The organism is Psychromonas sp. L1A2 (genome assembly GCF_009828855.1).
Taxonomy (GTDB): domain Bacteria; phylum Pseudomonadota; class Gammaproteobacteria; order Enterobacterales; family Psychromonadaceae; genus Psychromonas.
The window spans coordinates 930594-944829 of the sequence record NZ_WUAG01000001.1; the positions used below are offsets into that span (position 1 = coordinate 930594).

At 37.5% G+C, this 14236-nt stretch carries 10 protein-coding genes and 5 tRNA genes; 7 read left to right on the top strand and 8 right to left on the bottom strand.

Annotation, left to right across the window (positions count from 1 at the left end; genetic code table 11):
- Positions 1-38 precede the first annotated feature (38 nt).
- Together GQR59_RS04105 and GQR59_RS04110 are read left to right on the top strand one after the other, a co-directional pair.
- A complete protein-coding gene (locus tag GQR59_RS04105) occupies positions 39-746 on the top strand; it encodes a DUF6796 family protein (RefSeq protein ID WP_160060817.1) in 708 nt (235 codons plus the stop codon).
- Between the two features lie 16 nt (positions 747-762).
- Entirely contained in the window at positions 763-1212 is a 450-nt protein-coding gene (locus GQR59_RS04110; RefSeq protein WP_160060818.1) for a hypothetical protein, read from the top strand.
- Between the two features lie 1145 nt (positions 1213-2357).
- On the opposite strand, the gene GQR59_RS04115 is transcribed toward GQR59_RS04110, so the two are convergent.
- The 5 genes from GQR59_RS04115 to GQR59_RS04135 all read right to left on the bottom strand — a co-directional run bounded on the left by GQR59_RS04115 (position 2358) and on the right by GQR59_RS04135 (position 2911).
- A tRNA-Leu gene (locus tag GQR59_RS04115) sits at positions 2358-2442 on the bottom strand.
- Positions 2443-2448: 6 nt separating this feature from the next.
- Positions 2449-2523, bottom strand: a tRNA-Gln gene (locus GQR59_RS04120).
- 58 nt (positions 2524-2581) lie between these two features.
- A tRNA-Gln gene (locus GQR59_RS04125) sits at positions 2582-2656 on the bottom strand.
- A gap of 83 nt (positions 2657-2739) precedes the next feature.
- Positions 2740-2824, bottom strand: a tRNA-Leu gene (locus tag GQR59_RS04130).
- Positions 2825-2834: 10 nt separating this feature from the next.
- Positions 2835-2911: transfer RNA gene (locus GQR59_RS04135), tRNA-Met, on the bottom strand.
- A gap of 245 nt (positions 2912-3156) precedes the next feature.
- On the opposite strand from GQR59_RS04135, the gene sbcD reads away from it, so the two are divergent.
- The 5 genes from sbcD to GQR59_RS04160 all read left to right on the top strand — a co-directional run bounded on the left by sbcD (position 3157) and on the right by GQR59_RS04160 (position 11563).
- Positions 3157-4368, top strand: coding sequence for an exonuclease subunit SbcD (gene sbcD / locus GQR59_RS04140; protein WP_160060819.1), 1212 nt, complete (start codon positions 3157-3159; stop codon positions 4366-4368).
- Positions 4365-8090 carry an AAA family ATPase gene (locus GQR59_RS04145; RefSeq protein WP_160060820.1) on the top strand — a complete coding sequence of 1242 codons (3726 nt, stop codon included), beginning with the start codon at positions 4365-4367 and terminating at the stop codon, positions 8088-8090. The genes sbcD and GQR59_RS04145 overlap by 4 nt, the downstream gene beginning before the upstream one ends.
- Before the next feature lie 205 nt (positions 8091-8295).
- Positions 8296-9057 (top strand): DeoR/GlpR family DNA-binding transcription regulator, encoded by a 762-nt coding sequence (locus tag GQR59_RS04150; RefSeq protein WP_160060821.1) that lies wholly within the window; start codon positions 8296-8298, stop codon positions 9055-9057.
- A gap of 409 nt (positions 9058-9466) precedes the next feature.
- Complete coding sequence (locus GQR59_RS04155) at positions 9467-10345, top strand: diguanylate cyclase (protein WP_160060822.1); 879 nt, start codon at positions 9467-9469, stop codon at positions 10343-10345.
- Between the two features lie 191 nt (positions 10346-10536).
- Positions 10537-11563 (top strand): IS630 family transposase gene (locus GQR59_RS04160; protein ID WP_442966177.1). Its coding sequence is split into 2 segments (ribosomal slippage): positions 10537-10986 and positions 10988-11563, totalling 1026 coding nucleotides; the frame shifts between segments, so codons are not numbered across the junction.
- A gap of 302 nt (positions 11564-11865) precedes the next feature.
- Here GQR59_RS04160 and ychF read toward each other — a convergent pair.
- From ychF to GQR59_RS04175, 3 genes are read right to left on the bottom strand one after another with little or no spacing between them, the layout of a single operon-like run.
- Positions 11866-12957, bottom strand: a complete 1092-nt coding sequence (gene ychF / locus GQR59_RS04165) for a redox-regulated ATPase YchF (RefSeq protein ID WP_160060824.1) — start codon at positions 12955-12957, stop codon at positions 11866-11868.
- A 23-nt stretch (positions 12958-12980) separates the two neighbouring features.
- Entirely contained in the window at positions 12981-13571 is a 591-nt protein-coding gene (gene pth, locus GQR59_RS04170) for an aminoacyl-tRNA hydrolase (protein WP_025565758.1), read from the bottom strand.
- 2 nt (positions 13572-13573) lie between these two features.
- Complete coding sequence (locus tag GQR59_RS04175; protein ID WP_160060825.1) at positions 13574-14203, bottom strand: 50S ribosomal protein L25/general stress protein Ctc; 630 nt, start codon at positions 14201-14203, stop codon at positions 13574-13576.
- Positions 14204-14236 lie beyond the last annotated feature (33 nt).

Sequence of the window (14236 nt, forward strand, 5' to 3'; positions counted from 1 at the left end):
GCCATAACCATATAAACACTCAAAAAGAGATCTAAATTGTGGATAAAAAAACATATAACACGTTATTACTCACTGGCATCGCTGGGTTTCTAGCTGCTTTGTTAGTTGGAATAGGGGAGTTCACTTTACAGTTTTCTCCTCTCGGTGGTTACGAAGTTGAGGGGTACGGTTACTTTGCTAATGTGACTAAAGACAAATTAACGATAGGGCATTTCTTTAGTACCTTAGCGGCGCCATTATATATTTTAGGCTACTGGCACCTTGGACAAATGTTTATTCGAGGTGGTAGTAAAGTACATGGTTGGATTATCACCTTATTAGGTGGTTACGCCTTTATGGTCGGTAATGCTTGGTTAGGTGGCCGCATTTATTTAGCCTTAACTGCGCATGAAATTGCCGATACGACTGATACTAATGTAGTACTTCAATTACAGAGCTTATTAAGCGACTTTGGGACGCACAACGAACCACTTGTTAATGCATTGCGCTTGGCGATGGTTGTTGTGTCTGTGCTTTGGATATGGCGTATTGTCATCGGTAAGACACTTTACCCGCGTTGGGTTGCACTGTTTAGCCCTGCCTTAATCTTAGGAGTGATCTTTATGACTTACTTTACTGGGTTAAGTATTGGTGTTTGGTTATTGCCAGCTGCAATGAATGTGGTGCATTTAATTGTATTTACTATCTCACTTTATTCATTACACCGTGTGTATAAAATAGGTTTGCCTACTCAAAGCCAAGACTAATTAAAAGATAATTAATATGCAGAGCAAAGATACACAGAACAAAGGTACAGAGAACAAGGATATGCCGCTTACGAAGGTTCAGATAGCAATAAAAGTCATTTTGTTAGTGCTATTGAGTATTGGTTTATACGGCGCGTTATCTGTGTCTTATTTAACAGTAACAGGCATTGCGCCATGTCCAAGTGTTGCCAAACTACCTGCTTGTTTTATCGTGACTATTGGCTATTTTCTAATGTTGGTCGCGACTTTTTTTCATAATAAGCTTAACGCTAAATGGTTGTTTATTATTGGCTGGTCACCTGTTGTATTACTCGCTCTAGTCGGTAGTTTATTGGAGTTAAGCCAAGGTGATATTTGTCCTAAAAGCAGTATGGGAATAGCGTTGTGTTATGTCTCACTTAGCTTTGCGATCATGGTAGCTGCGCTATTTTGGTTACTTAATAAAATGAGTTCTTCTATCAAGTAATGTAAACAAAAGTAAATTTACATGATTTAATTTAATTTAATTTAATTACTCTAAAAGGGATGTTAGCTGTTATTAGCTTCATCCCTTTTTTATTGAGCAAAGCATAACCAAATAGAGTGCGGAAGGAGAGACTTGGGCTTTCGCTTCCTAGGCTTATTTAAAATAGCTAAACCTAGCCCCTTACTATTAATTAGCGTTATTTTTTTCTTCGTGTCCTTCGTGTAGCGCAGCGTTTTCGTGGTGCTTAATGTTTTTAAAATCAAAGGCGGTTTAACCACGAAGGCACGAAGGGTAAAGAAGGTTAGGTCAAAAGCATTTATTACTAACTAGCTCTTTGTTATTTTTCTTCGTGTCCTTCGTGTAGCGCAGCGTCTTCGTGGTGATTAATACTTTTTAAAGTCAAAAGCGATTTAACCACGAAGGCACGAAGGGTAAAGAAGATTAGTTAAAAAGAAAAAACAACACAGACCTCCTGTAAGCTAAACCATGCGCCCCAGAATAAAAAGCTCATAAACTTGTAGCAACAAGTCAAAAAACACACCACCCCCTGCAGGCTAAAGCCAGCGCCCCAAAGTCACAGGCTGGTAATAGTTGCAGAAAGGCAGACGGTTTTAGTTTGTTAATTTTGACTTGGAGGTGCACGTTTCAGTTTCCAGATGCTTTTGTGTCGATTTATATTTTACGAGTCATATTTCAGTTTGTAGGTATCGAAACTCGGGGCGCATGCTTTAGCTTGCAGTGTTTTAATGTTTACATGTGTTGACTTTGACTTTGTAGTTAACCTCAATTCTGGTTTGTTAAATCGATATTACTTTTAAAATCATAAGGGCTATTTTTTATTAGACAGAGTCATTAGTTTTGCGTAGTTCAGGTAAATTATTGAAGCAATAACTGGTTATTGAGAGATAATTTAACGCAGAAATCTGCAGAAATAGCGGTGTGGTATCACTTTGCTTATCCAGAATTGAGGTTAACTAGCTATTTATTGTTTTTCTTTGTGTAGCGCAGCGGCTTCGTGGTGATTAATGCTTTTTAAAGTCAAAATGGCTTAATCACGAAATTGAAGGGTTTTATTTAACTCAAATTTTAGATATAAAAAAACCAGCTAGAAGCTGGTTTCATTATTTTAGCGTGTGGCCAAATCATGGTGCGGAAAGAGAGACTTGAACTCTCACATCTTACGATACTAGAACCTAAATCTAGCGCGTCTACCAATTCCGCCACTTCCGCATAATGTGGCTGGGATAAGAGGATTTGAACCTCTGAATGCCGAGATCAAAACCCGGTGCCTTACCGCTTGGCGATATCCCAGTTGTTAAGTTTAACCTTCTTCAAGGATTCTAATTCGTTAAAAACGCATTAGAGAATGTGGCTGGGATAAGAGGATTTGAACCTCTGAATGCCGAGATCAAAACCCGGTGCCTTACCGCTTGGCGATATCCCAATTACTATTTTATAGAGTTTAATCTCATTGAGTGGTTATTTTATAGAGTTATTCTTCTCTGGCTTCTTTATCGAAATAAAGAATGGTGCGGAAAGAGAGACTTGAACTCTCACATCTTACGATACTAGAACCTAAATCTAGCGCGTCTACCAATTCCGCCACTTCCGCGTAAAGTAAATGGTGGCTACACCGGGATTTGAACCTGGGACCCCATCATTATGAGTGATGTGCTCTAACCAGCTGAGCTATGTAGCCATTTTTTACTTTAATCTTAACAACCTCTGCAGAACAGTGCGTCATTTCGATGGGGCGCATTATGCGGATATCAGTGAACCTCGTCAACTATTTTTTAATAAAAAAAACGTTTTTTTGTTTTTTTGCTTAATTGCTAATCAAGTTGTTTTTATTTTGTGCAAACATAACCAAAAACAACGCTGAATAGAGTTTTATACGGCTGAAAAAGATAAACTGATCATAATTTAACTTAAGAATAGTCAAACATGAAAATATTACATACCTCAGATTGGCACCTTGGCCAGTATTTTATGATGAAAACACGTGAAAATGAACATCAGCAGTTTTTGTCGTGGTTAATTGAGGTCGTTAATAAGCAACAAGTTGATGCGGTTATCGTTGCCGGTGATATTTTCGACAGTGCTTCACCTGCTTCTTATGCACGTAAGCTTTACGCAGACTTTGTGGTGCAATTACAACAAAGCTATTGTTCACAGTTAGTGATTGTTTCAGGTAACCATGACAGTGTTGCTGTGTTAAATGAAAGTAAATCCCTGTTAAGTGCTTTAAACGTCTCTGTGTTGGCTGGGTTGAGCGAGAACTTAAATGAGCATCTTGTTTCCTTAAAAGATAAAAACGGTGAACAACAAGCTTTGTTATGTGCATTGCCTTTTTTACGTGCCACTGATGTGATGGTCAGCGAGCAAGGTAGCTCAGCTGAACATAAACAAATGTCATTACAACAGGGGATTGCCGATACTTATCAACGAATCTATGAAACTGCGCAAGAACAAGCGAATACTGACACTCCTATTTTAGCAACGGGCCATCTAACCGCAGTGGGTTGCGCGGTATCTGATTCGGTACGTGAAATTTATATTGGTACGTTAACGGCTTTTCCTTCTTCATTGTTTCCGGCCTTTGACTATATTGCATTAGGGCATATTCATAAGGCACAACGAGTACAACAGTCTGACGTTATTCGTTATAGCGGTTCGCCTATTCCGTTGAGCTTTGATGAAAGCAAACAAACTAAGAAAGTAAATATTATTGAATTTACGAATAAAACAGATCTTAGCGTGAGTGAAATAGACATACCGACCTTTCAATCTTTAAAAGTAATCAGTGGCGACCTTGATAGTATTTCAGAGCAAATTAATGCTCTTAAGACTGATGACTTTGAACAAAGTGTTTGGGTAGAAGTAAAACTTAAACAAGCGCATTACATGTCAGACTTGCACTCGCATTTAAGTCAATTAGTAGAAGGAACTCACATTGATATTTTAAAAGTCAGTAGCCCGCAAATCAATGAAGCTAATCAATGGCAAGATAACGATAAAAAAAGTTTGGATAACGTCACGCCAGAACAGTTATTTGAGCATCGTTTGGATATTGAAGACAATATTAGCGACGAACAGAAGCAACAGTTGAAAGGGTTGTTTGCTGAAGTGTTATCAGCTGTGGAGCATCAATCATGAAAATTCTTTCTTTACGTTTTAAAAATTTAAATTCCTTAAAAGGTGAATGGAAAATTGATTTTCAAGATCAAGCTTTCCAAGAGAACGCTTTATTTGTGATCACAGGACAAACGGGGGCGGGTAAAAGTACTATTTTAGATGCCATCTGTTTAGCGCTATATCAGCAAACACCACGCTTAGATAAATTAACGCAAAGTAAAAATGAGTTGATGACACGCGGTACTGGTGATTGTTATGCCGAAGTTGAGTTTGCGGTTAAAGGTAAAGGCTATCGAGTTTATTGGTCACAAAAACGTGCTCGTAGCCATGCTGATGGTAACTTGCAAGCGCCGATTTGTGAATTAACTGAAATAGATGGCAAAGTGCTGGCGACGAAAAGCAGTGAAGTATTAAAACAAGTTACCGAGCTAACAGGACTCGATTTCTCTCGTTTTACTAAGTCTATGTTGTTAGCTCAGGGCGGTTTTGCAGCGTTCTTGAATGCCTCAAGTGGTGAACGTGCTGAGTTACTAGAGGAGTTAACGGGCACTGAAATATATTGTGAAATTGCACAGTACGTTTATCAGCAAAATAAACAGATCCAAAGTGAATTAACATTACTCACTGAGCAATCAAAAGTATTAAGTTTATTAGATGAAGAACAACGTGCTGAATTGGACGCAGAGATTGTTAGGCTATCTCAACAACAAAAAACATTAACAACAGAACATAAAGCCTTAGAAACCGCCTGTAATTGGTTGCAACAAACGCAAAAACTTTCTGATGATGTGAAAAAGCAAACTGACATTGTGGCTACCATAAATCAACAACAACACGAGTTTGCAAGCAAAGATAAAGCTTTAGTTAACGCTGAAAAAGCCGCTAAATTAACGCCTTTATTTGACTCAAAACAGCAATCTTTCTCGCAACATGAAGGTGTTAAACAACAATTGTTGGATATTGAACAAAAGCGTAATAGTAATAAAACGCTAATGCAGCAAGCACAACAAGATCAGTCACTGAAAAGTGAACAATTACAAGCGCAGCAACAAACAACTGATAAAACCTTAGATGAAATTAACCGTGTATTAGTGCCTTTAGAGTTATCCATCGCAGATAAACAATCTCAATTTGAACAGTTAAATCAAGAACAAGTTGAAAAATCAAAGCTCTTAGCGGAGGAAGATAAAAAGCTCACGGAGCAGAAATTACAAATAACTAACTATCAAACTCAGATTCAAGACAGTCAGTTAATTTTAAAATCACGTGCTTATATTCCGCAAGTTAGCGAAAAGTTATCGACTATCTCATTTCAACTTAATCAGCTTAATGAGATGCAAGAAAAACAGTCAACGCTTTCGCAAACATTACAGTTAACTGAAAAGAAAAAATCTGAAGCTCTTCAGTCAAGTCATCAAGCTGAGCAAGCAATGAATGCATTAATGGGTCAAGTTGAACCATTAGCATTGGCGCTTCAGAAAACACAGTCTGACATTCAAAATGCATTAGCTTTATTACCTGAATCATCACTGACGAGTGCAAATGCACAGTTAGTTAATATTCAAAACGAATTAGAACATTGTCAGTCAGCTTTACCGCTGGTGGATAAATTGGATCGCATTGAAGCGGATCTAACAAAAATAACAGGTAATAAAGCTAACTTAGAAGCCTCATTACAAGCAGAGAATGAACAGCTACTCGCCTGGAAAACTCAGGGCAAGCAACTAGCCGACGATGTAAACAATACAGAAAAACTGCTTGAGCAAGATCAGATAATACAAAGTCTTAGCGCGCTGCAAATGAAAGTAGAAGAAAGTGAACCGTGTCCTTTATGTGGTTCGTTAGAACATCCTGCTTTAGTTAATTATCAAAAGATTGATGCTTCACATCATCAATCCCGTTTAAACGAACAACAGCAACAATTGCTTGAAGCTCGTAATCGTTATAGTGAGTTAAATGGACAATTAAAAACCAAGCAACAGCAACTAGTTCAGATCGAGTCTTCACTGCAAGCTTTGTTAGTTGAAAGACAGGAATTACTGACTTTATGGACAAATAATGCTTATTTAATGACTCTGGAATATAATCCACAAAGTAGTGAGTTGCTGTTAAAACAGAGACAGGCATTAACATTACAAGCACAGCAGCTAACTCAAAAAATGGAAGCGGTTCGAACCTTAGAAAAGCAACAGTCTGATCAATCAAATCAATTACAAATATTTTCGGATGACAAACATAATTTATCATTAACGCAGCAACAGAGTTTACATGCACAAACGTCATTAATTGAACAACTTGAATCATTAACTGCTGAATCTGAGCAACTTGCATTAAAAACAGATGCCGTTAAACAAACAATCATAGACAGTTTGCCAGAACACTCTCAGCTTTCAGAAGCTAATGACTTAACCTTTTTAAATCCAACCGTCATTTTTAATCAGCCAGAACAATGGTTAGCTGACATGACACAGCAAGTTACTGACTATCAACTGCAGTTAACTAACGAACAGCAACTACAACAGAAATTGGCAGAGTTATCGCAACAATATTCGTTATCGCAGCAAGTTGTGCAACAACATAGTAAATTATTACAACAAGTTACGATTCAAGTTAATGCGTTAACTGAAAAAATAACGGAGTTGCAACAACAAAGGAAGGTGCAGTTTGGGGAGCTTTCTCAGCAACAATTACGTGATAAAGCACAACAGCAATTAACACAATGCCAAACTCAGTTAGAAGCGGCTAAATCAGTATTACAAACGTTAAGTGCGACAGAGCAAGCATTACAAGGTGAAAACTCGCAGCTGGTTACTTTAGAAGCTCAATATAAAGCGCAGTTAACCCATGCTGATGGGCTATTTACAACGGCATTAACTTCTTCACTGTTTACTGACCAAGCTGATTACCTTGATGCCTGTTTAACGCAAGATGAAATACAAGCCTTAACGGAATTGAGACAACAGTTACAACAACGGTTATTAACGGAAACAACGCGTTTACAAACATTAGAAAGCCAACTAACCACGCAACAAGCATTGAAATTAACTACGTTAGATTTAATACAAGCAAACGATGCATTGGTCGAGTCTGAACAAAAGATAGAGCAACATCATCAACTTTATGCAACTAAGTTAGGTTTGTTACAAGCCGATGATAGTGCCAAAGTTAAGCAACAAAACTTATTAACGCAACAACAACAGAAGCAAAAAAATGCACAACAATGGGAAATGCTTAATAAGTTAATTGGCTCTGCGGATGGCGCTAAATTTAGAACTTTCGCGCAGGGAGTGACGTTAGATAACTTAGTTTATTTAGCGAACAAAGAAATGGCTAATTTACATCAACGCTATCAATTACAACGTAATATTAATCAACCGTTAGCTTTGCAAGTTATCGATTTATGGCAAGCGAATGCGGTGCGGGATGTGAAAACCTTATCTGGCGGTGAAAGTTTCTTAGTCAGTTTGGGGTTGGCGTTGGCTTTATCAAATTTAGTGAGCCATAAAACTCAAATAGAATCATTATTCTTAGATGAAGGTTTTGGTACGTTAGATGCTAATACCCTAGAAGTGGCTTTAGAAGCATTAGAGCGTTTAAATGCGACGGGTAAGTTAATTGGTATTATCTCGCATGTTGACGCCTTAAAAGAGCGCATTAACCATCAGATTCATGTCAGCAAAGGGGCATCGGCAGGGTTTAGTCAATTAGCGGCTCAGTATCAGTTTAAACCTGTTATTGAGTAGGGGTAATTTGGCGGCTATTTTTAAGTAGTGTGAAATCGGAAATATAAGCATCGCTATAGAGGTTGGTAGAGACTTTTAATTACTATACCTACCCGTTTATGGTCATTGATAACAAAGCCGCATTTCCATGCAAAGGGAAGGGTGCTAATTATGAGATATTCCTGCATAATTAAGTAAAATCATGAAAAAAAGCGCAGGGTAAATTATGTTACAACAACAAAGACACAGCAAAATATTAGAGTTGTTAAGCCAATTAGGCCGAGTCTATGCCGCAGAATTAAGCCTGCAATTGGGTGTGTCTGAAGATACTGTGCGTCGTGATCTGAAATTACTCGATGAACTTAAGCAGCTACGTCGTGTTCATGGCGGGGCTTTGCCTTTACAGCATGAAAACCAAGAGTATCGAGAGCGTCATGAAGAAATTGATCCTTTAAAGCAACGTGTTGCACTTGCGGCTATTCCTTTGATAAAGGAAGGGCAAACGATCCTGATCGACTCTGGCAGTACTTGCCTACAGTTAGCAATGAATTTACCGACACACTTTAATTTTACGGTGGTCACACCTAGCCCATTAGTGGCGACTAAGTTAATCCATCATAATAATATTGAATTAATTTTATTAGGTGGAAAAATATTTAAACCTTCAGTGATGGCCTTAGGAGCGACGACCAATGCCATGCTGCGAAAAATTCATTTTGATAGTTGTTTTCTAGGCGTGTGTGCATTGCATCCTAGCCAAGGCTTAAGTATCAATCACATTGATGAAGCTGAAACACTAGCGACGATTATTGAGCAATCAGAACGTGTTATTACGCTTGCCTCTCATTTAAAACTGGGAAAAATGGCGACACACAAAGTCTGTGATGTTCATAAGATTGATTGTCTAGTCACCGACTCTATGTCAGATGTGAAATTACTGTCTTTATTTTCAGCACAAGGTGTTGATATTCAAGTGTGTTCAGATTAGTCAATTAAGAGCAGTTTACTTTAGCTTAAAAACCATATCTCCATATATTGTGTTAAATGAAAGAGTTACGTAAAGACCTTTAAATGAGTGTTTAATCACTTTGATTAATTTTTGGTTTGTATGGGCTACTACTTTATGTGTATATTGTGGCCAATAAGTGGTGGTAATGCATTTTGGTTTTTTGTAGCTAAACTTAATTATTATAGTTTAACTAGATTAGTCCAACTCTAAATTTAAGTTATTATTAACATCATTTGAAATCAATAAGCTCATAGAGCCGGAAGCGCTAATATATTTGATGTTTGTATTTAATTATTCGTTTGTATTCAATTATTGCGTAAATATAAAGACAATTTTAGTCTTGGATTAAAATAATAAGTGTATAAAATGAAAAATGGAACCTTAGATAATGCCTAAAAATCAATTAGTGCTAATTGTTGATGACTCTCCAACAACATTGAATATCTTAACGTCATGTATTGAAAAAACGCATAAAGTCAAAGTGGCGACAAGTGGTGTTGAATGTTTAGAAATGTCAGAACAGTTGCCACAACCCGACTTGATTTTACTCGATGTAACCATGCCTAATATGGATGGCTATGAAGTGTGCGAGTTGTTAAAAAGTAACCCTTTGACGGCCTCTATTCCAATTATTTTTGTGACTGGATTAGAAGCAGAAGAAGATGAAGAGAGAGGCTTTTTAATTGGTGCAGTCGATTATATTACTAAACCGTTTAGTCAGGTCATCGTTCGCGCTCGTGTTAACACCCACTTAACGATTAAGCTGCAACAAGATAAGTTAAATAAAATGGCATTTTATGATCAATTAACAGGATTATATAATCGTCATTTTTTAATGGATACTGCTGATCAGAAAGTAATAACGGCACAAACTAATGGTTCATCTTTATGGGTGTTAATGATTGATGTTGACCACTTCAAAATGGTTAATGACAATTATGGACATGCGGTTGGAGACCAAGTATTACAAAAGGTGGCGAATACTTTGCAGTTGGAATCTAGCAATATGGATCTGATTGCTCGCTCGGGCGGTGAAGAGTTTATTATTCTATTTGATTCATGCGAAGGCGAAGAAGCCGTTAATAAATCGGTCGGTTTACTGGACGCAATAGAATCACTTAATCCGAATGATATTAATATCACGATCAGTATTGGTATGGCGAAATTGGAAGCAACAGATAAAGATTTTGATGGTTTATTAAAGCGTGCTGATGATGCTTTATATGAAGCAAAGAATAATGGTAGAAACAGAATTGAGATCGCTTAGATTTTATCTGACTCTTTAAAGATGAGATTTAAAACCTTACTTTTGATCGCTTATTTTTTAAAGATTACTTTGGGGAGTATAGGTTTTTAGGAAGGTTGAGTTTTTAAAATGTTTAATGTGTTATACCATTCCGCCTAATTATGTGATCTAATGTATTTAATTATTAACTGATTATATTCTCTTGGTGACGTATGAAAAAACATGATTTTTCTGAATTGGCCAAAACACATAAAAGTGTTCGTATGAGACTGCGTTATTCTGCTCTAGCGCACTTTCAAGAAGGCAGCTCTCGTACCGATATCGCTAAATTTCTTAAAGTGAGCCGTACTAGTGTTAATAAATGGATATCTCAATATCATCAAAATGGATTGGATGGATTAATTGATAAAAAGACAACTGGACGTCCCTTACGATTATCTGAAATCCAATCACTTCAACTAATTCAATATATTAATGAATATACAAAAAATGATAAGGGTGGCCGATTAGTAGGCACTGATATCCAGTTGTTTATTGCTGATAATTTTGGCCATCAATACCACCTTTCAAGTGTCTACAAATTACTTCACCGTTTAGGTTTTTCATGGATAACCTCTCGCTCTAAGCACCCAAAACAGTCCCTTGAAGTTCAAGAAGATTTTAAAAAAATTCCAAATAAAAATGATCCTTAAGATCCCTGGCCATATCTCATTAGATAGAGTCGATATCTGGTTACAAGATGAAGCACGTTTTGGACAACAAAATACAACAACAAAGCTATGGGCTAAAACAGGTAGCAGACCATTAGCTGTGAAACAGCAACAGTTTGAATATGCATATTTATTTGGCTCCGTTTGTGTCACTAATGGGCAATCACAAGCGATGGTAATGCCTTATGTAAATAAAGACATTATGTATGCTCACCTGAAACAAGTATCCATGAGTACCGCCGAAGATCGGCATGCAGTCATTATTATGGATGGAGCTGGTTGGCATACAGAAGATCTTGCGACAGACTTTAATAATGTTAGCGTAATTAAGCTTCCTCCGTACTCTCCAGAACTAAATCCGATAGAACAAGTGTGGAGCTGGTTGCGTCAACATCATTTAGCTAATCGTTGTTTTAATGGTTATGAATCAATTGTGGATGCGGTTTGTTATGCATGGAATGACTTTGTAAGTGATAGTCAAAGAGTAATAAAAATGTGCACTAGGGATTGGATGAATCTGATCAACTAATTAGGCGGAATGGTATTATTTAATAGAAAATAATGTTCATTTAATATAAAGCAGCTCTCGTGATATAAAGTAATATCTACTTAATATGAAACAGCTACTTACCTAAGAAAATGCAATCATTTACCTATCAAAATTCAATTGTTTAGCTAGTCAAAAAGCTTATCCAGTCAACATAAGATGTAACATTAAAAACACTAACATCCTTTTTAAAATCATCAGAAAAAATAGTGTTAGCTACAAAAGGCTAGAAACAAAAATGACAACCGAAGTTGCCATTTTAGAGTTACGTTAAAGTAAGCTAATTAAACATTAAAACGGAAGTGGATAACATCACCGTCTTTAGTTACGTAAGACTTACCTTCTAAACGCCATTTACCTGCTTCTTTTGCGCCAGCTTCGCCTTTAAATTCAACGAAATCATCATAACCAATGATTTCAGCACGGATAAAACCACGCTCAAAGTCAGTATGAATTTTTCCTGCTGCTTGTGGTGCAGTTGCGCCAACAGGCACAGTCCAAGCACGTACTTCTTTAACACCTGCAGTGAAGTAAGTTTGAAGATGTAATAGTTCATAACCGCTGTAAATTACACGATTAAGGCCTGGCTCACTTTGGCCAATACCTTCTAAAAACTCTGCTTTATCTTCATCGTCCAGCTCTGCAATTTCAGATTCAATAGCAGCACAAACAGGCACAACAACAGCACCTTCTTTTTCTGCAATTTCACGTACTTTATCTAAGAATGGGTTGTCTTCAAAACCATCTTCAGCAACGTTAGCAATGTACATTGTTGGCTTCAGTGTTAAGAAACTAAGGTATTCAATGGCTGCTAATTCTTCTTTTTCTAGATCTAAACTTCTAACCATACCGTCAGCTTCTAGATGTGCTTTAATTTTTTCTAGAACAGGTACTTCAAATTTAGCGTCTTTATCGCCGCCTTTTGCTTTCTTAACTAAACGTAAGATAGCGCGGTCACAGCTTTCTAAGTCAGCTAGTGCTAACTCTGTATTAATGATGTCAATATCTTCTTGTGGGTCGATTTTACCTGCAACATGAACGATATTGTCATCTTGGAAACAACGTACAACATGTCCGATTGCATCTGTTTCACGAATATTTGCTAGGAACTTATTACCTAGGCCTTCACCTTTTGATGCGCCTTCAACCAAACCAGCGATATCAACAAATTCCATGGTCGTTGGTAACACTTTCTGCGGGTTTACAATCGCAGCTAGTTTATCTAAACGTGGATCAGGTACTGGAACGATGCCTGTATTTGGCTCGATAGTACAAAAAGGAAAGTTAGCCGCTTCAATGCCTGCTTTTGTTAACGCATTAAAAAGGGTAGATTTACCAACGTTGGGTAAACCAACAATACCACATTTAAAACCCATGATTTTATCCTATTAATTAACTATTATTGTGCTTTGAAGCTATGTAAGCGATTCATCGCTTTTTCTATGCCGTCAACACCTAAAATATGTGTACAACGTGCTGCTTCATCGATACTTTGCTCGATCAAATTCTGTTCTGTACTCGTTGCTTTACCAAGTACATAACCGCTAACACGACTTTTATCGCCAGGATGGCCGATACCAATACGTAAACGGTAAAAATTCTTATTATTGCCTAATTTGGAAATGATATCTCGCAAACCATTATGTCCGCCATGACCACCGCCGAGTTTAAATTTGGCAACACCCGGTGGGATGTCTAACTCATCGTGAGCGACTAAAATTTCTTCTGGTTTGATTTGGTAGAACTTCGCCATTGCGATAACAGCTTTGCCACTAAGATTCATGAAGGTAGATGGAACTAATAAACGGATGTCATTACCAGCAAACTGAATACGTCCGGTTAGACCAAAAAATTTAGCTTCAGGTTTTAATTGAATATTTTCTTGAGAGGCGAGTTGTTGTAAGTACCATTGTCCGGCATTGTGTCGAGTATTTGCATATTCGGGGCCTGGATTAGCCAGGCCCACAAGCAATTTAATCGTAGTTGACACGATTACTCAGCAGCGTCAGCTGCTTCTGTTGTTGCTTCTTCTTCTTCGTCTTCTGCTACTACTTTCTTAGCTGTGATAGCTAATAAAGGTAAGTCATGCTCTTCGCCTTTGATCAGCTCAACAGACTCAACACCTTTTGGTAATACAACGTCAGAGATGTGAACTGTTTGACCAATTTCAACATTTGCGATGTCTACTTCAATGAATGCAGGTAAATCAGCTGGTAAACAAGTTACTTCTAATTCGTTTGCTAAGTGAGCAATAATGCCACCATTTTTAACAGCTGCAGCAGTATCTTCGTTTAAGAAGTGTAGTGGTACAGTAGTTTGTAATGCGTGAGTTGCGTCAACACGTAAAAGATCTAAATGTTGGATGCGCTCTTTGAAAGAGTGACGTTGGATATCTTTAAGCAATACTTGCTCAGCAACACCATCGATTTCTAGGCTTAATACTGAAGAGTAAAATGCTTCGATGCCTTCAACTTTCATTAATTCTTTGTGTTCGAAAGTAAGTGAAACAGGATCTTTTCCTGAACCGTATACAACACCAGGTGTATGGTCTGTGTGACGTAGGCGGCGGCTCGCACCTTTCCCTAAATCTGTACGGGTTGTAGCTACTAATGTAATTGACATGGTAAAACTCCATTGTTGAAAAAACAAAATGTC

Bases quoted from the DNA above. Each gene is read 5' to 3' on its own strand.
- GQR59_RS04110 (WP_160060818.1), top strand. From the start codon at position 763: ATGCAGAGCAAAGATACACAGAACAAAGGTACAGAGAACAAGGATATG.
- sbcD (WP_160060819.1), top strand. From the start codon at position 3,157: ATGAAAATATTACATACCTCAGATTGGCACCTTGGCCAGTATTTTATG.
- GQR59_RS04145 (WP_160060820.1), top strand. From the start codon at position 4,365: ATGAAAATTCTTTCTTTACGTTTTAAAAATTTAAATTCCTTAAAAGGT.
- GQR59_RS04150 (WP_160060821.1), top strand. From the start codon at position 8,296: ATGTTACAACAACAAAGACACAGCAAAATATTAGAGTTGTTAAGCCAA.
- GQR59_RS04155 (WP_160060822.1), top strand. From the start codon at position 9,467: ATGCCTAAAAATCAATTAGTGCTAATTGTTGATGACTCTCCAACAACA.
- ychF (WP_160060824.1), bottom strand. From the start codon at position 12,957: ATGGGTTTTAAATGTGGTATTGTTGGTTTACCCAACGTTGGTAAATCT.
- GQR59_RS04175 (WP_160060825.1), bottom strand. From the start codon at position 14,203: ATGTCAATTACATTAGTAGCTACAACCCGTACAGATTTAGGGAAAGGT.